A 20891-nucleotide genomic window follows, 5' to 3' on the forward strand; every position below is an offset into this window, starting at 1 on the left:
TGTCCGACCCACGTCCACGCCGATCCGGTTCAATCGCCAAAGGTCCGCCGATGTCCGATACCGCCGCCGACACCACCTACAGGTTGCTTCCGCTGGGGCAGGACGGCATCCTCGTGCGGTTCGGTGACGGGTTGCAGGCCCATCCGGACCGCGCGCAGGCCTTTGCCGACACCCTGCGCGCCGCCGACTTGTCTGGCGTCACCGAAATCGCCACCTCGCTGGCCGCCACCTATCTGCGGTTCCGGCCGGCAGAGATCGGCCGCGACGCTCTGACGGAGCAACTGTATCGCTTGCTTGACGCGCCGCACGCGCCGCAGGCCAAGACCCGGTCCCGGCTCTGGACGATTCCCGCCAGCTTCGGCGGCGACAGCGGTCCGCAACTCGACGCCGCTGCAGCCTTGGCCGGCCTGTCGCCGCAGGCCGCCATCGCCGAGATCGCTGCGACCGACCTGTCCGTCCTCGCGATCGGCTTCGCCCCCGGTCAGCCCTATCTGGGCCACCTGTCGCCCGGCTGGGACATGCCGCGTCAAAGGGATTTGGCACCGCAGGTTCCCGCCGGTGCGCTGGTCGTGGCGCTGCGGCAGATCGTGCTGTTCGCCAACCCCAGCCCGACCGGCTGGCGCTGGATCGGCACCTGTGCCTTTGCGCCCTTCCTTCCTGACCGCATGGAGCCCTTCGCCCTGCGCGCCGGCGACCGCCTGCGCTTTGCGCCGACGGATGCCGACACCATTGCCCGGCTACGGGCGGGGCAGACCGACGGCCTTGGCGGTGCGGTCTGCACCGACGTCCCATGACCGCGACCCTCTCAATCCTGCGCGGCGGGCCGCTGATGACGGTGCAGGACATGGGCCGCCCCGGCCGGATGGCCGTCGGCCTGTCGCCCGGCGGTGCGATGGATCGGCTCGCCTTGCTGGAAGGGGCTGCCCTGATGGGCCTCCCCCAGCCAGTCGCGGCCATCGAGATGGCGGGCCTCGGGGGTTCGTTCCGCGTCGATGCCCCCGTCCGCTTTGCCTTGACCGGTGCGCCGATGACCGCCCGCCGGGACGACACGGCGCTGCGCTGGCACGCAAGCCATGTGCTGCAGCCCGACCAGACGCTGACACTGGGCGGCGCGCAGGCCGGGACCTACGGATACCTTACGCCCGCCAGCGGAATCGCCGAGGATTGTCTGCTCGGGAGTGCCGCGGCGCATCTCTCTGCCGGCCTTGGCCGTCTTTTGCAGGCCGGTGACGTGGTGGCCCTCGGCACCGACCCCGCCCCGGACCGACCGCCGCAGGTGCTGACGGCCGATGCGCGGTTCTCCGGCGGCACGCTGCGCTTGATGCCGGGACCGCAGACCGCGCTGTTCGACGACGATACGCTGGCTCGGCTGGCTGCCACGCCGTTTCACCGCAGCGCCCGCGCGAACCGGACGGGGCTGCCGCTGACGTCGGACGGTCTGGGTTTCGCGACGCGGGCCACGGCCAGCCCGATCTCCGACTTTATCGTTGCCGGTGACCTCCAGATCACCGGCGACGGCAGCCCGTTCCTGATGCTTGCCGAATGCCAGACCATCGGCGGCTACCCCCGGATCGGCACGGTAATCGCCGCGGACCTGCCCCGCGCGGCGCAGGCCGCCCCGACCGATCCGCTGCGCTTTGCCTGGCTGACGACGGAAGCGGCCGACACCCTGTTCCAGACAGACGCGCAGGTGCTGGCGGCCTTGCGCGGCCGCGTGCACCCCCAAGTCCGCGATCCGGCAGACGTGCCGGACCTGCTGTCCCATCAACTGATTGGCGGCGTCACTGCCGGCCGCGACGAGGAGACCTGATCATGACCCAATCCATCGACCTGAACGCCGACATGGGCGAAGGTTTTGGCCCCTGGGCGATGGGCGACGACGACGCCCTGCTGAAGATCGTGAGTTCCGCCAATATCGCCTGCGGCTTCCACGCAGGCGATCCGGTCACGATGGGTCGCACGATGGACATGGCGCTCACCGCCGGCGTGGCGATCGGCGCGCATCCCGGATTTGCCGACCTGCAAGGCTTCGGACGCCGCCGACTGACGCTGTCCTCGACCGAACTGACCCACATGATCCAGTATCAACTGGGTGCCGCGATGGCCCTTGCGACCGCCCGCGGCGCGCGGCTCGCGCATTTCAAGCTGCACGGTGCTTTGTCCAACATGGCCTGCGAGGATCTGGATATGGCCGCGACCTGCTACCGCGCGGCGTTGGCCGTGCAGCCCGACCTGTGCCTTGTGGTCATGCCGCAGACGGCGCTGGCGCAGGCCGCAGCCGACCTTGGGGCCGCCACCGCGTCAGAGGTCTTTGCCGACCGTACCTATAACGACGAGGGCACGCTGACGGACCGCCGCCAGCCCGGTGCCATGATCCACGATCCCGCGACGGCCGCCACACGCATCCTCGACATGCTGCGCGACGGCGGCATCACCAGTACCGGTGGGCGGTTCCTGCGGGTGCCCATCGACACGGTCTGCGTCCACGGCGACGGACCAGAGGCGCTGGCCATCGCAGCCACCCTTGCCCGGTCGCTGACCGACGCGGGCCATGCCATCAGGGCCCCCTCGCGATGACGCCGCCGGAACAAGTTGACAGGGACGCGGTTGACCCGGACCACGACGGGCACCGCCCCGCAGAATAGCCAAAGGCCCGCCATGACCCTGACGATCCCCGCGACCGATCACGGCCTGATCCGCATCTTCAAGGTGACGGGCCCCGCACCCGAAGGGCTCGACACGCGCGCGCCTCAGGCCATGCAGGCGCTGTTCGGGACCGATGCGCTCGACCCCGATTTCGTCGATGTGGTCGACACCCGCGAATTGTCGGGGCTGTCGCTGCTGGATTACCTGCATCAAGGCTATGACATTCCGGACGACGCGCTGGCGGACCCCGCCCTGCGCGATCTGCGCGGCCTGGTCGTGCTGATCATGTCACGCGCCGCGCGGGGGCAGGATGTCACGCTGACGCTCGCGCCGCAGGTCAGCCACGTCACGACCACCGGCGATCCCGTCCGCCTGAATGCCCCTGCGGCACCGCTCGCCGCAACCTCAGCCACCGGCACCGTCTCGGGCGGCAAGGCACCGCCCAGTGCGGCAGCCATGTCGGGCCGTGTCGCCACGATCGCACTTCTGGTGCTGTTCGCTGTCGTCGCACTGATGATCTGGGTGGCAAGCTAGAACATCCCCGCAGCCGCAAGGCGATATCGCGACAGGTCTTTCGGCCCGTCGATGCCGACCGAACCGGTGGCATCCGATTGACCCTGCCTCCCGCGCTGCCTACACCTTGCGGCACCCAAGCCGCCAGGACCGCATGACCACGCTTCATTTCGCCAATGCCCGCCTGATCGACCCCGTCGCCCTGACCGACATGGTCGGCAGCCTGACCGTGCGCGATGGCATCATCATCGACCAAGGCGGCACGGCACCCGCGTCGGCCACCGTGATCGACTGCAACGGGGCCTGCCTTGCCCCCGGCATCATCGACGTCGGCGTCAAGGTCTCGGAACCCGGCGAACGGCACAAGGAATCCTTCCGCTCGGCCGGTCGCGCCGCCGCCGCCGGAGGTGTGACGACCATTGTGACCCGTCCTGACACCACGCCCGCCATCGACACCCCCGAAACGCTTGAATTCGTGCGCCGCCGGGCCGAGGCCGAATCCGTCGTCAACGTCCTGCCCATGGTCGCCCTGACCAAGGGTCGCATGGGCCGCGAGATGACAGAGATCGGCTTTCTGCTGGACGCCGGTGCCGTCGCATTCACCGATGGCGACCGGGTCGTGACCGACACCAAGGTCCTGTCGCGTGCGCTGACCTATGCCCGCAGCCTCGATGCGCTGGTGATCGGCCACCCGCAGGACCCCGGCCTGTCCGCCGGGGCCTGTGTGACCACCGGCAAGTTCGCGTCCCTGCGCGGCCTGCCCGGCGTGTCGCCGATGGCCGAGCGCATGGGACTTGATCGCGACATCGCCCAGCTGGAGATGACCGGCGCACGCTATCACGCCGACCAGATCACCACCGCCCGCGCCCTGCCCGCGCTGGAACGGGCCAAGCGCAACGGCCTGCACATCACCGCCGGCATCAGCATCCACCATCTGACGCTGAACGACATGGACGTGGCCGACTACCGCACCTTCTTCAAGCTGACCCCGCCCCTGCGGTCCGAGGACGACCGCCAGGCCGTCATCGTCGCCCTGGCCGAGGGGCTGATCGACATCGTCTGCTCCATGCACACCCCGCAGGACGAGGAATCGAAACGCCTCCCGTTCGCGCAGGCCGCCGCCGGGGCCGTCGGTCTGCAAACCCTGCTGCCCGCCGCCCTGCGCCTTGTGCATGGTGGCCAGATCGACCTGCCGCGCCTGTTCCGCGCCCTGTCGCTGAACCCCGCGCATCTGTTGCGCCTGCCCGCCGGACGCCTGACGACGGGCGCGCCTGCCGACCTCGTGCTGTTCGACCCCGACGCGCCCTTCGTGCTAGATCGCAGCACCCTGCTCTCCAAGTCGCGAAACACACCCTTCGATGGGGCGCGGCTGCAAGGCCGCGTCATCGGCACATGGGTCGCCGGAAACCGCGTTCACGGTGGCCTCGATGCCTGAGATCACATCTCCCACCGGAGTGCTGCTGCTCTGGGCCGTCCTTGGCTACCTGCTCGGCTCCATCCCGACGGGCGTGATCCTGGCGCGCGCAATGGGCCTTGGTGACCTGCGACAGATCGGGTCGGGCAACATCGGCGCCACCAACGTCCTGCGTACCGGCAACAAGCGGGCTGCCGCCCTGACCCTGCTGGGCGACGCGCTGAAGGGGGCCGCGGCGGTCCTGCTTGCCCGCGCCTTTGCCGCGCCCGACGCCGTGCAACTGGCCGCCCTGATGGCGTTTCTCGGGCATTGCTTTCCGGTCTGGTTGCGGTTCAAGGGCGGCAAGGGTGTCGCCACGTTCCTCGGCCTCCTGCTGGCCTTGGCACCGCCGGCGGGCCTTGCCGCCTGCGCAATCTGGGCGCTGACCGCAAAACTGGGCAAGATGTCGTCGCTCGCGGCACTGATGGCCGCAGGCTGGTCACCGATCATCGTCACCCTGTTGGGGCGCGGCGATCTCTTCGTTCTGGCCTCGCTGCTGGCGCTGCTGGTCTACCTGCGCCATGCGGCGAATATCGCCCGCATCCACAAGGGCACGGAACCGAAAATCGGCGCAAAGTCCTAGACCAGCCGCCGCCCGCGCCACAGCATCCGCAACGCGATCCACACCAGCCAGACAGGCCAGCCCAGGACCTGCCGCAAACCGACCACCCGCAACGCCAGCGCGAACGGCAGCACAACGGCCAGCCCCACCAGCGCCCCCAGCACGAAAGCCCCGCCCGCTTTCACGGGCAGGCCCAGCGCCAGGGGTCCAAGGATCAGCGCCACAGGCGCAATCCGCCCGAACAGGAAACGCATCATCATCGTTTCGATCTAGACAACAATCGTGCCGAAAATGCGGCGAAAACTAAGACTGCGCATCGAATCAGATGCGCGTCTGCCCTGCCATCTTCTCGGTCGCCTCGGCGGTGCGTCGGGTGTTGTGGTAGATACCCAGCCCCAGATACATGAAGCCCGCCACGAACGCGATATAAAGCCCGCCACCGATCAGGATCATCAGGAACCCAAGGATGCCGCCACCGGCCGGGGTCCCCATGCCCGGTGCGAACAACGCGGCAAGTGCAGCCACGACGACACCGATCACGCCCAACACGACAAAAACGCTGATCAACTTGTCCAGAACACCAATAAAAAAATCACGCATGGAAATCTCTTTTGTTCAATCCATGCGAGACTGTGGATCAGTAGGCATATTCCGCGTAAATGGGGTCGAGATTCTCGTTCCATTCACCGTGATACTTCGACAACAGTTCGTCGGCCGGCACGATCCCCGTCTCGACGCTGTCGCGCAACGCATCCAGGAAATGCGTCTCGTCCGCGACAAGCCCGCCGGCACCCAGTTTCGCCCGCGCCTTCAGGCCGCCATAGGCGATCGCGACGCAGGACCGGGCCAGCGCGAGCATGTCGATGCCGTCGACCTTGGCCTGCAATCCGTCGACGCTCGCTGCCACCCGCAGGGCCTCGCGCTGGTCCGCCGTCCAGTCCTTGCACAGGTCCCAAGCCGCATCGAGTGCCGACTGATCGTAGGTCAGCCCGACCCAGAACGCCGGCAGCGCACACAGCCGTCGCCACGGGCCACCATCGGCACCGCGCATCTCGATGTACTGCTTGATCCGCGCCTCGGGGAACACCGTCGTCAGATGGTCGGCCCAGTCGGACAGCAACGGCTTTTCCCCCGGCAGCGCGGGCAGCTCGCCCTTCAGGAAATCGCGGAACGACTGGCCCAGCGCATCGATGTATTTGCCGTCGCGGTAGACGAAGTACATCGGCACATCCAGCACCCAGTCCACCCAACGCTCGAATCCCATGCCGTCCTCGAAGACCCAGGGCAGCGTGCCGGTCCGGCTCGCATCCAGATCGCGCCAGATACGCGAGCGCCAGGACTTGTGGCCGTTCGGCTTGCCTTCGAAGAACGGTGAATTGGCGAACAGCGCCGTGGCCACCGGCTGCAAGGCCAGCGCCACGCGCAGCTTTTGCACCATGTCCGCCTCGGATGAAAAATCAAGGTTCACCTGCACCGTGCAGGTGCGCCGCATCATCTGCGTGCCATGCGTGCCGACCTTGCCCATGTAGGCATCCATCAGCTTGTAACGCCCCTTGGGCATCAGCGGCATCTGGTCATGCGTCCATTCGGGCGCGGCACCAAGGCCGATAAAGCCTGCGCCGATCTCGTCCGCGATCTCCTTCACCTGTGCGAGGTGATGGTTCACCTCGTCGCAGGTCTGGTGGATCGTCTCGAGCGGCGCACCGGACAGTTCCAGTTGGCCGCCGGGTTCAAGCGAGACATTCGCCCCGTCCTTCACCAGCCCGATCAGCTTGCCGCCCTCCATCACCCGGTCCCAGCCGAATCGATTGGCCATGCCATCCAGCATCGCATGGATGCCGACCGGGCCGTCGTAGGGCAGCGGCAGGTGGTTGGCCTTGATATAGCCGAATTTTTCGTGCTCGGTCCCGATGCGCCACTGGTCCTTGGGCTTGCAGCCCTTGGACAGCATCTCGGCCAGCTGGTCGTGGCTTTCGATGGGGCCGCCACCGGTTTGGGGAATGGACATGGGGCAGCCTTCTATTCGCCTGGGGTGTCGCAGACTATCTGGCGTGACCCGACCGCTGCGTCAATGCAAGAGCGTGCGTTCCTTTTCCCACACCGTCACCCGCGCACCGGGTGTGCGTTCAAGCACATCCAGCATGTGACCGCTGCGGATGCCCGGCAGCGTGGCAAAGACGTCGAACAGTGCTTCGGCCCCTTCGGCATTGACCGGGATCGCAAGTCCCTGTCCGCCCACGCCGGTCAGCACCCAATGCGGCGACGGCATCGCGGCAGGCTCCAGCTCCAGCCGGGTCAGGTCGGCCACATCCATCGTGCCACCGGTCAGGGGCCCCATGTAAACAAGCCTTCGTTCGTCCAGCACGACGACCCCGGGGCCCTGCCCGCCCTGCCGGAACCGGGCGCGTTGCCAGCCGGCAAAGGCGATGCCCGCCCCCAGCAGCACGAGCACGACACCGATCCACCGCACGACGCCGAAACTGCCCAGCGCCCACCACAGGCCCAGCACGGCAAGCCCTGCGGCGAACAACACTTCGCGCCAGCGCCACAGGGCCGCACGTGCGGCGGGACGCAGGAAATCAGACATCGGGCAACCAAGGAGCTGTCATACAGAACTGCCCAAAGCAGGACCTTTCCAAGTCGTCATCGGACATTCGGCTTGCGCCACCATTCATCGCCAATCCCCCAAGGTCACCTGCCACAACGTCAGCGCCGCCACCGCCGCCGTATCCGCCCGCAGGATGCGCGGGCCAAGGCTGATCGCCTGCGCCCGGTCCATCCCGTGCAGGCGCGCGCGTTCATCCGGTGAAAACCCGCCCTCCGGCCCGATCAGCACCGCCCAAGGCCCCGGAGTCAGGGACGCAAGGTCCGCCGCCGCACCCACAAGACCCTCGTCGCAGAACAGGATGCGCCGGTCGTTCCAGCCGTCCAGCACGGCAGACAGCCGTGCAACCTCGGCCACCTGCGGCACATAGGTGCCGCCGCACTGCTCGGCAGCCTCGACCGCATGGGCCTGCAACTTGTCGGTGCGCGCCTTCTCGTTGGTGTAGTCCGTGACCACCGGCAGGATGCGCGCGACGCCCAGTTCGACTGCCTTTTTCACCATGAAATCCATGCGCTGCTTCTTGATCGGCGCGCAGATCAGCCACAGGTCGGGTGGTGCTATCTGCGGTGCCGTCTGCGCCTGCACCGCCAGCACGCCGCCCCGCTTGGACCCTTCGACGACCACCGCGTCCCAGGCCCCGTCGCGCCCGTTGATGAGCGTCAGCACATCGCCGGCCCCCAGCCGCATCACGGCAAAGAGATACATCGCGCGGTCCCGATCCAGCGGAACCGTTTGCCCTTCCCCCAAGGGGTGATCTACAAAAAGGCGAACTTTGGAAGCCATGGACAAGACATATGACCCAGACCACCGGTATGCCAGAGGCCGCCGCCGGACGTGTTGCCGATTCCGCCGGCAACTGGGTCGACACCCGCGCGCCGTCCGCATGGCAACCCTACCTGCGGCTGTCGCGCCTCGACCGGCCCATCGGCACATGGTTGCTGTTGCTGCCCTGCTGGTGGGGGATCGCACTGGCGTCGCTCGCCACCGACAGCTTCACCCGGTTCGACCTCTGGCTGATCGCGGGCTCCGCGCTGGGTGCCGCCCTGATGCGCGGTGCGGGCTGCACCTGGAACGACATCACCGACCGCCACATCGACGGATCGGTCGCGCGCACGCGGTCGCGGCCGATCCCGTCCGGTCAGGTCAGCGTCAGGCAGGCGCTCGGCTGGATGATCGTGCAATGCGGCATCGCCTTCGCGATCCTGCTGACCTTCCCGCCTGCGGCCATCGCCCTGGGCATCGCGGCCCTGATCCCCGTCGCGATCTACCCTTTCGCCAAGCGGTTCACCTGGTGGCCGCAGGTCTTCCTCGGCCTTGCCTTCAACTGGGGCGCGCTGCTGCTGTGGACGGCCCACACCGGGTCGCTCGGCTGGCCCGCCGTGGCGCTTTACGTCGCCGGCATCTGCTGGACGCTGTTCTACGACACCATCTACGCCCATCAGGACACAGAGGACGATGCCCTGATCGGCGTGAAATCCACGGCCCGCCTGTTCGGGGCAAACAGCCCGCACTGGCTACGCGGTTTCCTTGTCGGAACCCTCATGCTGCTGGGCCTCGCGGTCGTCGGCGCAAGCCTCGACAGATCCGTGATCTCTCTGCTGATCGCGCTGCTCGGGCCTTGGGCCATGGCGTGGCACCTCACATGGGAACTGACCCGATTCAAGCCCGACGACACCGGCATCCTGCTGAAACTCTTCCGATCCAACCGCGACGCGGGTCTTTTGCCCTTGCCGTTTTTCGCCGTCGCACTGCTGGCATGATTGCACCCCCCCGCCGTCAGGCCTAGACCGGCGCCAGCCCAAGACCAAGGAGTCCCGGCCATGCGCCTGTCCCACCTCTTTCTGCGCATCGGCGTCTTCGTGCTCGCCGCCGTCGCCTGCACCTTCGCCGCCCGCGCCACCGTCGCCGTGGTCGAGGATGTCTCGGTCGTCGCCGTGCAAGAGGATCTAGTCGACGCCGAGATGTCCTGGGCCAGCGTGCTGGGCGACGGCCTTCAGATCATCCTCGAAGGCGAGGCCCCGACCGAGGCGGCGCGCTTTCGCGCGATTTCCACCGCAGGGCGGGTCGTGGACGCCAGCCGCGTCATCGACAACCTGTCCGTCACCGACACCGCCGGCATTGCCGCACCAGACTTTGCGGTCGAGGTGTTGCGCGGCGACACCGGGATATCGATCATCGGCCTGATCCCCCTCGGCAGCGATCGCGACGCGCTGGACGCGCGCATCGCCCGGATCGCCGACGGTGCCCCTGTCACCGACCTTCTGGAAACCGCCGACTATCCTGTCCCGCCAACCTGGCGTGCCGCGATGGACTACGCCCTGCGCGCGCTCGACCTGCTGCCACGGTCCAAGATTTCCGTGACCCAGAACCGTGTCGCGGTCACCGCCATCGCCGACAGCGCCGACCAGAAAGCCAGCTTCGAGACCGCACTGGCCCGCAATGTGCCGGCCGGCGTCCGCCGCGAGGTGCGCATAACAGCGCCGCGCCCGGTGATTTCGCCCTATACGACGCGCTTCACCATCGACGGCGACGGGGCCCGCTTTGCCGCCTGCGCGGTCGACAGCACGGAAACCGAACAGCAGATCGTCGAAGCGGCGACCGCCGCGGGCTTTGACGGCCGGTCGCCCTGCGTCCAGGCACTGGGCGTGCCGTCGCGCACCTGGGGGCAGGCCAACGCGCTGGCAATCAAGGCGGTGGCCGACATCGGCGGCGGCACCGTCACGATCGCCGACACGGACATCACGCTCGTGGGCCTTGAATCGACGGATCAGGACACCTTCGAACGGGTGGCGGGCGTGCTGGAAAACGCCTTGCCCAAAGTCTTTGCCCTGACGACCGACCTGCCCCGCCCCGTCGAGGCGACAGCCGAAGGCCCGCCAACCTTCGCGGCCACCCGCAGCCCCGAAGGCGGCGTGCAGTTGCGCGGCCGTGTCATCGACGATCTGGCGAACATGACCGTCGAAAACTATGCTGCCGCGAAATTCGGCGCGGCCAACATCACGATGGGGACCCGCGTCGGTGGTGAATTGCCGCAGGACTGGGGAGTCCGCGTCCTTGCCGGGGTCGAGGTGCTGGCGCAGCTCGTGAACGGCAGCGTCACCGTCACGCCGGACCTCGTGAAGGTCACCGGCAACACCGGCAATGCCAATGCGCCTGCCATCGTCACCAACCTGCTGATCGACAAGCTGGGCCAGACCGCCGAGGCCGACCTCGACATCACCTATGTCAAGGAACTCGACCCCGCCGCCGGATTGCCGACGCCCGACGAATGTCTCGCGAACATCGCCACGGTGACCGAAGGGCGCAAGATCGTCTTCGACCCCGGTTCCGCCTCGCTCACGTCGGACTCCCAGCCGATCCTCGACGATATTGCAGAAACGCTGGAGCGATGCCCCGACCTCGCCCTGCAGATCGCAGGCTATACCGACAGCCAGGGCGGCGAGGAGATGAACCTCGCGCTCTCGCAGTCCCGCGCCGAGGCGGTCCTCGACGCGCTGCGCATGCGCCGGGTGCCGATCGGCACTTTTACCGCAACAGGCTTTGGCGAAGCCGATCCCATTGCGGACAATGACACCGATGAGGGTCGCGAGGAAAATCGCCGTATCGCCTTTTCATTGACACAGACCGTGGAAGAACCCACGACGCTGGAGCAAGTAGAAAGCGACGCCGACACCGATACAGAATCCGAACCGGAGTCCGATCCGGCCCCCGAAACGACCAAATGACCGTCAGGACCTGCCCGTGAACCGCACCGAATTCATCATTGCCACGGCGATCATCCTCTTCGTCGCCTTCGTGCTGGGTTGGTTCGCAAGCTGGTTGGTGAACCGCGCGACCCGCGTGACCAAGGCAGAGATCGGCGAACTCGACCGCATGGCGCAGGCCCTCCACGAGGCGGAAGAGACCCGCGACCAGGCAATCACCTACCTGCAACAGCGCGAGGCCGAGATCACCAACCAGCTGTCGCAGACCGAAGCCGAACTGCGGGCCGCGATGGAGGGCCTGCGCGACGCCCGGCAAGAGGCCGAGGAATACCGCAGCTACATCGACCGCCAGAACGCCGGCTGACCTGCCCGACCTGATGCGCGAGCATCGGCGTCGTTTTCACGACAAGGCCGCACCCGTGAATTCAGTCGCCGGTCGGACGCCCGCCACGTCAGATCAGCGCCATCCGTTCCGCGCGTTCGGGATCGGGGAACGGACGATACAGCGCGACATCGACCTCTCCCACCATCTGATGCACCGTCGTGTAAAGCCTCTCGACGTTCGCGGCCCCCGACGCGGTAAAGCGAAACGCCTTGTCCAGTTGCGTCATGTCCTCCACCTCGATCTCGAGCTGGAAGTCGCGGGCGCGGGGCGCACCGAAACCCAGCTTGCGACGACACGGCCCCCAGGAATGGATCTTGCCGTTCGTCTGCAACAGCGACATCCAGGCCTCGATCGCGACGGCAAAGGCGACGGCCTTGGCATCGTCCTTCAGATCGATTCCGCAGGTATAGTAATTCACGACCATGCTCCCCATTCAGCGCGGGGCCAGCATCGCCGCTTCGTCCTGACAAATCGTGAACGGCCTCAATGACCGTGATGGGCGTGGGCCCGGAGTCCGGGGTCAGGATCACCGATCAGTTGCGCGCCGTGACAGGCATGCCGGCTGCATTCGACCTCCAGCGTCGCGCGCGTGACGCCGTGCGCCGCAAGGGTCTGCCGCACGGCGGCCTTGATCGCATCGGCGCGCCCCCAGTCGCCTTCGGTCACCACGACATGGGCATCGACCGACGTGCGCTCTTCGTCGATCATCCACAGGTGAACATGGTGGACGTCAGCGACACCCGCCACCGCACGCATGTCCGCCACGATCGCCGCCCCATCCGACCCGGCCGGACTGCCCAGCATCAGCAGGCGGATCACCGGCCCGATCTCGGTCACGGACTGCCACAGGATGTAGCCTGCGATTGCCAGCGTCACGACCGGGTCGACCCAGGTCCAGCCGAACCGCAGGATCAGCACCCCCGCCACGATCACGCCAACCGATCCAAGCGCATCGCTGACATTGTGCAGAAAGGCCGCGCGCATGTTCATGCTGGACTTGCTCATGGCATAGGTCAGCGCCGCCGTGATCAGGTCGATCACCAACGCCGCGACCGCGATCCAGATCACCAGCCAGCCGTTCACCCCCTCGGGAGAGATCAGCCGCGATACGCCCTCGTAGACCAGCCATAGGCCGATCACGATCAGCGTCGTATAGTTGATCAACGCCGCCACGACCTCGGCCCGCGCATAGCCAAAGGTCATGGCCATGTCGGCCGGCCTGCGCGCAATTCGGCGTGCACCGAACGCAATCACCAGCGCCAGCGCATCCGACAGGTTGTGGATCGCATCCGCAATCAGCGCGAGGCTGCCCGACAGGATGCCGCCGACGATCTGCGTCACCGTCAGCAGCAGGTTGACGCCCACGGCGGCCACGATGCGCCGGTCACCTGTCGCCGGGTCCACGTGATGATGATGTCCGGCCATGCCAGTCCCCTTGTCGATCCTTCGGTGCCGGGCGGCACCCGGTAATGCATCAGCGTTTCAGGGGCGGGGCGCCGCGGCCCTGCGCAGGCGGTCGTTGATCGCCGCCCCCAGTCCATGACCGGGCACGGGTGCCACGGCGACGGCACTGGCCGACATCGCGTCAAGTCGGTGCAGGCAGTCGAACAGGTTCGCCGCAGCCTCGCGCAGATCGCCGTTGCGCGACAGCGTCAGATGCCCGGCCACCGCGCCAAAGCCCAGCAGTACCTCGCCCGGTCGCGGTTCCGTTGCGTTCAGCCGCACCGTGCCACGCGGCGCATAATGGCTTTCCATCATGCCGGGTGCCGTGATTGCGTCGCCCGTCGGTCGCCGCAACAGCCCGCCCAACGCGTTTTCCAGCGCCTCCTCCGGCACGCCGCCGGCGCGCAGAAGCACCGGGTCGCCGGTCATGTCAAGGATCGTCGACTCGAGCCCGACGCCGCAGGCCCCGCCGTCGATCACGCCATCGATTCGGCCCGCGAGCCCGGCCAGCACATGCGCCGCCGTGGTCGGGCTGATCCGGCCAGAAGGATTGGCGCTTGGCGCGGCAACCGGCCCGCCAAATTCGCGGAGCAGGCCCCGCGCGACAGGATGATCCGGGACCCGCACCGCAAGCGTCGTCAGCCCCGCCGTCACCAGCGACGAAATTCCGGCATCCGGCCGCAACGGCAGCACCAGCGTCAGCGCGCCGGGCCAGAACGCTTGCGCCAGCTGTCGGGCCAGCGGGGTGAACGTGACCAACGCCTCTGCCGCAGCAAGATCGGCCACATGCACGATCAGCGGGTTGAAGCTGGGCCGCCCCTTGGCCGCATAGATGCCCGCCACCGCGACAGGTTGCCGCGCGTCAGCCCCAAGACCATAGACCGTCTCGGTCGGGAAAGCGATCAATCCCCCGCGCTGCAACACCGCAGCGGCCTGCGCCAGCCCGTTCGCATCCGCGCCAAGGATGGCGGTTTCTGACGTGGCGTTGTCATTGCGCGATTGCATGGGGTGGCTACCTTGGTCAGGATTGCGCCTGCATAGCGGCCCGTCGCCGCATTGCCAAGCACACCTCAGGAGGACCAGCCATGCCATACCGCGCGCCCGTCGCCGATTTCCGCTTTTTGCTGGACCACGTCGCCGGTTTCGACGCCGTCGCCGCGACCGACCGCTTCAGCGAGGCGACGCCGGACATGACCGACGCCATCCTGACCGAGGCCGCAAAGATGTGCGAGGCAGTGCTGGCCCCGCTGAACCGCGCGGGCGACCTGCACCCCGCGCATCTGGAAAACGGCGTCGTGCGCACGTCCCCCGGTTTCGCCGAAGGCTACCGGGCGATTGCAGAGGGCGGCTGGATCGGGATGTCCGCCGACCCAGCGAATGGTGGCATGGGTCTGCCGATGGCGCTGACGACGGCCGTCAACGACATGATGTCCGCCGCCTGTCTTGCCTTGCAGCTGAACCCGCTGATGACGCAAGGTCAGATCGAGGCACTGGAGCATCACGCCAGCGACACCCTCCGCGATCTTTACATCCCCAAGCTGATCTCGGGCGAATGGTGCGGCACGATGAACCTGACCGAACCGCAGGCCGGGTCCGATGTGGGTGCCCTGCGCACCAAGGCGACGGACAACGGCGACGGCACCTATGCGATCACCGGGCAGAAGATCTACATCTCCTGGGCGGACAACGACTTTACCGACAACGTCTGCCATCTGGTGCTGGCGCGCCTGCCGGACGGCGTGGCGGGAACCAAGGGGATCAGCCTGTTCCTTGTCCCGAAATTCATTCCCGATGCGGACGGCAACCCCGGCAAGGCCAACGACCTGCGGGTCGTGTCACTGGAACACAAGCTGGGCCTGCACGGCAGCCCGACAGCGGTGATGGAGTATTCCGGTGCGGTGGGCTGGATGGTCGGGCCGGAAAACGGCGGCATGGCGGCGATGTTCACGATGATGAACAACGCCCGCCTCGGCGTTGGCACCCAGGGCATCGGCGTGGCCGAAGGGGCCTATCAGCACGCACTGGCCTATGCGCAGGACCGCAAGCAGGGCAAGGCGGGGGGCACCGGCAGCATCATCGAACACGCCGACGTGCGCCGGATGCTGGCCGAGATGAAAGCCGACACCTTTGCCGCCCGCGCCATTGCCATGATGTGCGCCTGCGCCATCGACATGGCCGCAGCCACTGACGACGCCGGCTGGCGCGCCCGCGCCGCCTTCCTCACCCCCATCGCCAAGGCCTTCGGCACCGATACGGGGATCAAGGTCGCGTCCTTGGGCGTGCAGGTCCACGGCGGCATGGGCTTTATCGAAGAGACGGGTGCCGCCCAATATCTACGCGACGTGCGCGTCACCGCGATCTACGAGGGCACCAACGGCATCCAGGCGATGGACCTTGTCGCCCGCAAGCTGATGGACGGTGGCGAGGCCGCAAAACTGCTGATCGAGGAGATCCGCGCCGGGGCCGAAGCTGCCCGCGCCAGCCACGCGGACCTTGCCGAAGCCGTCTGGCAGGCGGCAGAGGATTTGCAGGAAACCACCGACTGGCTGACCGCGCAGGACGACCTGCAACAGCGCTTCTCCGGCGCCGTGCCCTACCTTGCGGCCTTTGCCCGCGTTCTGGGCGGACACGCGCATCTGGCCGCCGCGATCCATGGCGACGCGGGCTGCGCCCGCCTTGCCACCTTCTACATCAAGCGTCTGTTGCCAGAGGTCACGGGCCTGTTGGCCCATGTGCGCGAAGGCTCCGCCGATCTGCTGGCGATCACACCGGACGATCTGGCCGCCTGATCAGCTGCGCGGCACAGCCTTGCCGCGCAGCAACCGCTTTTGCGCCGCGATCCGGAACGGCGCATTCGCGGCCCCGTAGCCGTCGAAACCGCCCTGCCGTTGCAGAATTTCAAAGAACATTCCCCCCGCAAAGGGGCGAGAGTAAAGTTGCAGGAACACGCCCTGCGCGTCGGCATCGTACAGGATGTTGAACCGCTTGAGGTCGGCCATCAGCTCAGCCGGAATGTCGAACCGGGATTCGAGGTCGGCATAGTAGTTCTGCGGCATCGGCAGGCTTTCGAATCCCGCCTTCGCCAAGGCGCGCGCCGTCGCCAGCATGTCGTCGGTGGCCAGCGCCACATGCTGCACCGGCGCGCCAAAGCTGTCGGCCAGAAACGCCCCTGCAAAGGTCCGGTGACTTTCCGCACCGTTCAGCGTGATCCGGAACGTCCGTTCGGGCGTCTGCAACGCCTGGCTGCGCACCAGCCCATCCGGGTCCGTCACGTCCACCACAGGTGCCTTCGACATCGCGAAAAGAGAGGTGTAGAACAGCGACCAGCTCAGCATCTCGTCATAGGTCATGGTTTGCGCGATGTGGTCGATCCGGGTCAGGCCGACACCCGCCGTCGCGGGCACAATCGCATCGAACTCTGCCGTCCAGACGTCCGACAACGCCTGAGAGTGGTCGAGGAAATGCAGCACGCTCCCTCCCAACCCCCGAATTGCGGGAATAGCCGTCTGTCCGGGGCTCAGGTTCTGCGCAAAGGGGTCGGCCCCCAGGGCCTTGGCCCGCGCCGTCGTGTCGGCAGCCGAACCGACCGCCAGCCCGATGTCGTAGATGCTCGTGCCATGCGCATTGTAGATCGACGCCGCCAGATCGCCCGGCTCTGCGTTGATGAGGATGCGGATGTCGCCTTGCTGCCACAGCGTCAGCCGCTTGGACTTGTGCTGTCCAACGCGCGCGAACCCCAGTGTTTCCAGCAGCCGCGCCAGCGCCTTTGCGTCCGCCCCGCGCGACGCGAATTCGATGAAGGCCACGCCTTCCACCCCGGCACGCGGCGGGCAGGCGGGCATGACGACATGGGCCTCCGGTTCGGCGCGGCGCACATCGTCCATCAGCGCGATCAGCGAACGATAGCCGTCGCGCGCAACGCGCAGGGGCGATCCTCCGCGAAACTGGTCGTTGAAGATCTCCAGGCTGACCGGCCCCGCATAGCCTGCGGCCATCACGGCGCGGGTGAACCCGGCGACGTCCAGATCACCTTCGCCCGGCATGTTGCGGAAATGGCGCGACAAATAGAGCAGGTCCATGTCGATCTTGGGCGCATCGGCCAGTTGCATGAAGAAGATGCGATCCCCCGGCACCCGCCGCAGGCTGTCCGGGTCGATGCGGCGGGCCAGCGTGTGAAAGCTGTCCACGATCAGGCCGATATTCGGGTGATCCGCACGGCGCACGATCTCCCAGGCGTCGCGGTGGTCGTTCACATGCCGCCCCCAGGCCAGCGCCTCGAACCCGACGCGCACACCCTGGGCGGCGGCAATCGCGCCAAGCTCTGCAAAGTCGTCGGCAGCCCGGTCGATGCCACCCAGCGCCTCGGGATGGCAGCTTGAACAAACCAGCATCAGGTCGGTCCCCAGTTCGCCCATCAGGTCGAACTTGCGCCGCGCGCGGTCGAACGCCTTGGCCCGCAGCGGCTCCGGCAACCCTTCGAAATCGCGGAACGGCTGGAACAGCGTGACCTCCAGCCCGTGATCGCGGATCATTGCGCCCACGTCGCGCGGGCTGCGGTCGTCGGCGATGAAATCCTGTTCAAAGATTTCCACCCCGTCGAACCCGGCCGCGGCAATCGCCTCCAGCTTCTCGCGCAGGTTGCCGGATACGGATACGGTCGCGATCGAGGTTTTCATGCGTCATCCTTCGCGTGGATAAGATCGTGGCGCAGCCGGTCCTCGTCCAGCGGCAGCCCGGCGAAGAACGCCCAGGCGTGGACGCCCTGATAAAAGAACAGCTCCCACCCGGAAATCACCTGCAACCCGGCAGCCGCCGCATCGGTCAGGAACTGCGTGTCGGCCGGTGTATAGACCGCGTCGAATGCCCAGTCCGCGCCCGCCATCGCGTTGCCCGGCAAGGGGGTGCCGTCGTAACCGACCATGCCGACGGGTGTGCAGTTGATCAAGCCCCCCGCCCCCCGCGCCGCCGCCACCGCATCGGTGCCGGTCCTGACCGCCATGCCCGGCGACGCGCGGCGCAGGTCGGCGGCCAGTGCCTCTGCCTTGGTCAGATCACGGTCCACGAGCCGCAGGTCCGTGGCCCCCAGCGCGATCAGCCCAAAGGCCACCGCCCGCCCGACACCGCCCGTGCCGATCATCAGCACCGGCCCAGTGTCCGCATCGCCCCGCACGCGGCCATAGGCGGCCGTGAACCCGGAATAGTCGGTATTGTGCCCACGCGGCCCGTCCGGGTGAAAAATCACCGTGTTCACCGCCCCGATGGCCCTGACCAGGGGGTCGTCGATGTGCAGGCCCTGCGTCACGACTTCCTTGTAGGGATAGGTCACGTTGATCCCGCGATACCCGCCGTCCAGGCAGTCGGCAAAAACCTCTGCGAAGGTCTCTTGCCGGTCCTTCGGCACCAGCCGGTCATAGGTCACGTCGACGCCGTTCTGCCGCCCCGCCAGCCGGTGCAGCAAGGGCGAGCGTGACCGTGCGATGTTGTCGCCGATGAGCCCCAGTTTCAGCGCCTTCATGCCTTGCCCTTTCGCAACATCGCCTTGCCCCGCGCCCAGAATGGCGTCTGGCTGACGAAGATCAGGATCACCGCGACGAACAGGACGGCGGACAGCGGGCTGGACAGGATGCCGCCAAGGAATCGCCACAGATCCTCACGCTCTGATATGATCGCGCGGCGCCAGTTGTCATCCAGCAGCCGGCTCAGGATCACGCCCAGGATCACCGGCCCCAGCGGATAGCCGTAGTGCCGCATGAAATAGCCGAACACGCCGAACGCCAGCATCCAGTAGACATCCGTGATCGCGTTATTCACCGCATAGGCCCCGACGATGGACAGCAGCATGATCAGCGGGATCAGCACGGCGCGCGGCATCTCGACGATCTTCGTGAACAGCTTGATCCCCGTCAGGCCGAACAACAGCATGAAACAGTTGGCGACGCACAGCGCGCCCACGATGAACCAGAACATCTGCGGCTGGTCGATCATCAGCATCGGGCCGGGATTCATGCCGTGGATGAAAAGCGCGCCGATCATGATGGCCGTGACGGCATCGCCGGGGATGCCCAGCGTCAGCATCGGAATGAAGGCCCCCCCGACGGCGGCATTGTTCGCGGTCTCGGGGGCCACCAGCCCCTCCATTGCGCCTTGACCGAACGGCACCTCGGGGTTGCGGGTGACGCGCTTGGCGTGGTCGTAGGCCATCAATGCGGCGATGTCGCCGCCGGTGCCGGGCAGCGCGCCGATGATGACACCGATGGACGAGGTTTGCAGCGACAGGGGCAGATGCTTCCTGACTGTCCTCCAGGACGGCACGATGCGGCTGATCTTCTGGCGCACGGCGGTCTTGTCGGCGTGCTGCAACTGCATCAGCGCCTCGGACACGCCGAACATGCCGATCATCACGGCGATGAAGGAAATCCCGCCCTCCAGCAGGCGGAAGTCGAAGGTAAAGCGTTCGGCGAAGGTCAGAGGATCGCGGCCCACGGCACCGATCGCGATCCCCAGCGCCCCGGCAAAGATGCCCTTGACCAGTGACCCGGTGGACAACGACCCCACCAGCAGGATCCCGAGGACCGCCAGCAGCATGTAGTCGCGCGGCTGGAAACCCAGCGCAAAGTCCGACACGAAGGGTGCTGCCAGCGCCAGCACGATGATACCGATGAAGCCGCCGATGAAGGACATGACCGTGGTGACACCAATGGCCGTCCCCGCCTCGCCCTTCTGCGCCATCGGGTAACCATCCATCGCCGTGGCGATCGCCGACGGCGCGCCAGGGATGTTCAGCAGGATCGCCGTGCGCGACCCGCCATAGACGCCGCCCATGTAGATGCCGATCATCAGCGCGATGGCCGGATAGACCTCCCATGAAAAGGTGAACGAGATCAGGATCGACACCGCCATCGTCACCGACAGGCCGGGGATCGCCCCGACGTAGACGCCTGCAAAGGTGCCGACGCCGACCAGCAGGAAAAGCTGCGGCTGGGTAAAGACCGTCAGGAAAGCCATCAGCGTGTCCATCACTGCACGCCTCCGAACAGATTGCGCAGCATCTGCACGGCCTCGGCCTCTGGCACGATCCCGGCGGGCATCAGGACGGAAAACACGATGCGGAAGATCAGCCAGATCACCAGAAGACTGGCCAACGACACGCCCACCGTGAATCCCCAGCCCCGGCGCGACAGCACCTTGACGCCGACGATCAGGAACAGCGCAGACGTCGGAAGGAATCCGAAGGGGCGCAGCAGCACCGCGTAGCCCACCAGCAGGCCCACGAACAGGATCACGACACCGGGCAGGATGTCGCGGGCAATGCTCTCTTTGGCCACGACTGGCTGGCGCGCCGTGTGCACCACGACGATCACCGCCGTCAGGACCATGACCGCTGCGGTCGCCATCGGGATCGCACCGGCCGATGACAACTTGGAGAATCCGGCGATGCCGTAGGCGTTCCACAGCAGGCCAAGGCTTGCCAGCGCAAGGAAGATCGCAAAGGCCAACTCTCCCGGTCGGCGCTGCGCCGTGTAGCCGCCCGGCAGCGCATCACTGCTGCCGTCGTGGTGGATCGGTTCCGGTGTGGTCAT

Annotated in this window: 22 protein-coding genes; 10 read left to right on the plus strand and 12 right to left on the minus strand. The window is 66.9% G+C overall.

What is annotated here, in order from left to right:
* Positions 1-50 precede the first annotated feature (50 nt).
* The 6 genes from ACOI1H_RS08485 (at position 51) to plsY (ending at position 5195) form a co-directional block, all read left to right on the plus strand.
* Complete coding sequence (locus ACOI1H_RS08485; RefSeq protein ID WP_422436635.1) at positions 51-794, plus strand: 5-oxoprolinase subunit B family protein; 744 nt, start codon at positions 51-53, stop codon at positions 792-794.
* Entirely contained in the window at positions 791-1810 is a 1020-nt protein-coding gene (locus ACOI1H_RS08490; protein ID WP_422436636.1) for a biotin-dependent carboxyltransferase family protein, read from the plus strand. Before ACOI1H_RS08485 ends, ACOI1H_RS08490 begins: the two co-directional genes overlap by 4 nt.
* A 2-nt stretch (positions 1811-1812) precedes the next feature.
* Positions 1813-2577: a LamB/YcsF family protein gene (locus ACOI1H_RS08495; RefSeq protein WP_422436637.1), complete on the plus strand. Its 765-nt coding sequence runs from the start codon at positions 1813-1815 to the stop codon at positions 2575-2577.
* An 81-nt stretch (positions 2578-2658) separates the two neighbouring features.
* Positions 2659-3180, plus strand: coding sequence for a hypothetical protein (locus ACOI1H_RS08500; protein WP_422436639.1), 522 nt, complete (start codon positions 2659-2661; stop codon positions 3178-3180).
* A 133-nt stretch (positions 3181-3313) separates the two neighbouring features.
* Positions 3314-4594, plus strand: coding sequence for a dihydroorotase (gene pyrC, locus ACOI1H_RS08505; RefSeq protein WP_422436641.1), 1281 nt, complete (start codon positions 3314-3316; stop codon positions 4592-4594).
* Positions 4587-5195, plus strand: a complete 609-nt coding sequence (gene plsY / locus ACOI1H_RS08510) for a glycerol-3-phosphate 1-O-acyltransferase PlsY (protein WP_422436643.1) — start codon at positions 4587-4589, stop codon at positions 5193-5195. The genes pyrC and plsY overlap by 8 nt, the downstream gene beginning before the upstream one ends.
* Here the strand turns inward: plsY and ACOI1H_RS08515 are convergent.
* From ACOI1H_RS08515 to ACOI1H_RS08535, 5 genes are all read right to left on the minus strand, one after another.
* On the minus strand, positions 5192-5434 hold the full coding sequence (locus ACOI1H_RS08515) for a hypothetical protein (protein WP_422436644.1): 243 nt from the start codon (positions 5432-5434) through the stop codon (positions 5192-5194). The two genes, plsY and ACOI1H_RS08515, sit on opposite strands and share 4 nt — an antisense overlap.
* Before the next feature lie 61 nt (positions 5435-5495).
* Positions 5496-5774 carry a hypothetical protein gene (locus ACOI1H_RS08520; RefSeq protein WP_422436645.1) on the minus strand — a complete coding sequence of 93 codons (279 nt, stop codon included), beginning with the start codon at positions 5772-5774 and terminating at the stop codon, positions 5496-5498.
* A gap of 37 nt (positions 5775-5811) precedes the next feature.
* On the minus strand, positions 5812-7182 hold the full coding sequence (locus ACOI1H_RS08525; protein WP_422436646.1) for a glutamate--cysteine ligase: 1371 nt from the start codon (positions 7180-7182) through the stop codon (positions 5812-5814).
* 60 nt (positions 7183-7242) lie between these two features.
* Positions 7243-7761: a hypothetical protein gene (locus ACOI1H_RS08530; protein WP_422436648.1), complete on the minus strand. Its 519-nt coding sequence runs from the start codon at positions 7759-7761 to the stop codon at positions 7243-7245.
* An 84-nt stretch (positions 7762-7845) separates the two neighbouring features.
* Positions 7846-8562: a 16S rRNA (uracil(1498)-N(3))-methyltransferase gene (locus tag ACOI1H_RS08535; RefSeq protein ID WP_422436650.1), complete on the minus strand. Its 717-nt coding sequence runs from the start codon at positions 8560-8562 to the stop codon at positions 7846-7848.
* Positions 8563-8573: 11 nt separating this feature from the next.
* On the opposite strand from ACOI1H_RS08535, the gene ubiA reads away from it, so the two are divergent.
* The 3 genes from ubiA to ACOI1H_RS08550 are packed head-to-tail and all read left to right on the plus strand — an operon-like array spanning position 8574 to position 11847.
* Positions 8574-9539, plus strand: coding sequence for a 4-hydroxybenzoate octaprenyltransferase (gene ubiA / locus ACOI1H_RS08540; protein WP_422436651.1), 966 nt, complete (start codon positions 8574-8576; stop codon positions 9537-9539).
* Positions 9540-9599: 60 nt separating this feature from the next.
* Positions 9600-11504, plus strand: a complete 1905-nt coding sequence (locus ACOI1H_RS08545; RefSeq protein WP_422436653.1) for an OmpA family protein — start codon at positions 9600-9602, stop codon at positions 11502-11504.
* A gap of 16 nt (positions 11505-11520) precedes the next feature.
* Positions 11521-11847, plus strand: a complete 327-nt coding sequence (locus tag ACOI1H_RS08550; protein WP_422436655.1) for a hypothetical protein — start codon at positions 11521-11523, stop codon at positions 11845-11847.
* An 88-nt stretch (positions 11848-11935) separates the two neighbouring features.
* On the opposite strand, the gene ACOI1H_RS08555 is transcribed toward ACOI1H_RS08550, so the two are convergent.
* From ACOI1H_RS08555 to ACOI1H_RS08565, 3 genes are all read right to left on the minus strand, one after another.
* Positions 11936-12286, minus strand: coding sequence for a DUF6614 family protein (locus ACOI1H_RS08555; protein WP_422436656.1), 351 nt, complete (start codon positions 12284-12286; stop codon positions 11936-11938).
* A 65-nt stretch (positions 12287-12351) separates the two neighbouring features.
* The gene (locus tag ACOI1H_RS08560; RefSeq protein ID WP_422436657.1) at positions 12352-13293 is read right to left on the minus strand and encodes a cation diffusion facilitator family transporter; all 942 of its coding nucleotides are present in this window, start codon (positions 13291-13293) and stop codon (positions 12352-12354) included.
* 57 nt (positions 13294-13350) lie between these two features.
* Complete coding sequence (locus tag ACOI1H_RS08565; protein ID WP_422436659.1) at positions 13351-14316, minus strand: L-threonylcarbamoyladenylate synthase; 966 nt, start codon at positions 14314-14316, stop codon at positions 13351-13353.
* Between the two features lie 80 nt (positions 14317-14396).
* On the opposite strand from ACOI1H_RS08565, the gene ACOI1H_RS08570 reads away from it, so the two are divergent.
* Complete coding sequence (locus tag ACOI1H_RS08570) at positions 14397-16100, plus strand: acyl-CoA dehydrogenase (RefSeq protein WP_422436661.1); 1704 nt, start codon at positions 14397-14399, stop codon at positions 16098-16100.
* On the opposite strand, the gene ACOI1H_RS08575 is transcribed toward ACOI1H_RS08570, so the two are convergent.
* From ACOI1H_RS08575 to ACOI1H_RS08590, 4 genes are read right to left on the minus strand one after another with little or no spacing between them, the layout of a single operon-like run.
* The gene (locus ACOI1H_RS08575) at positions 16101-17987 is read right to left on the minus strand and encodes a bifunctional sugar phosphate isomerase/epimerase/4-hydroxyphenylpyruvate dioxygenase family protein (protein ID WP_422436663.1); all 1887 of its coding nucleotides are present in this window, start codon (positions 17985-17987) and stop codon (positions 16101-16103) included. It lies immediately after the preceding gene.
* Positions 17984-18826 (minus strand): shikimate dehydrogenase family protein, encoded by an 843-nt coding sequence (locus ACOI1H_RS08580; RefSeq protein ID WP_422436664.1) that lies wholly within the window; start codon positions 18824-18826, stop codon positions 17984-17986. Before ACOI1H_RS08580 ends, ACOI1H_RS08575 begins: the two co-directional genes overlap by 4 nt.
* The gene (locus ACOI1H_RS08585; protein WP_422436666.1) at positions 18823-20328 is read right to left on the minus strand and encodes a tripartite tricarboxylate transporter permease; all 1506 of its coding nucleotides are present in this window, start codon (positions 20326-20328) and stop codon (positions 18823-18825) included. The genes ACOI1H_RS08580 and ACOI1H_RS08585 overlap by 4 nt, the downstream gene beginning before the upstream one ends.
* Positions 20328-20891, minus strand: coding sequence for a tripartite tricarboxylate transporter TctB family protein (locus tag ACOI1H_RS08590; protein ID WP_422436668.1), 564 nt, complete (start codon positions 20889-20891; stop codon positions 20328-20330). Before ACOI1H_RS08590 ends, ACOI1H_RS08585 begins: the two co-directional genes overlap by 1 nt.

Source organism: Loktanella sp. DJP18, assembly GCF_049310965.1.
Taxonomy (GTDB): domain Bacteria; phylum Pseudomonadota; class Alphaproteobacteria; order Rhodobacterales; family Rhodobacteraceae; genus Loktanella.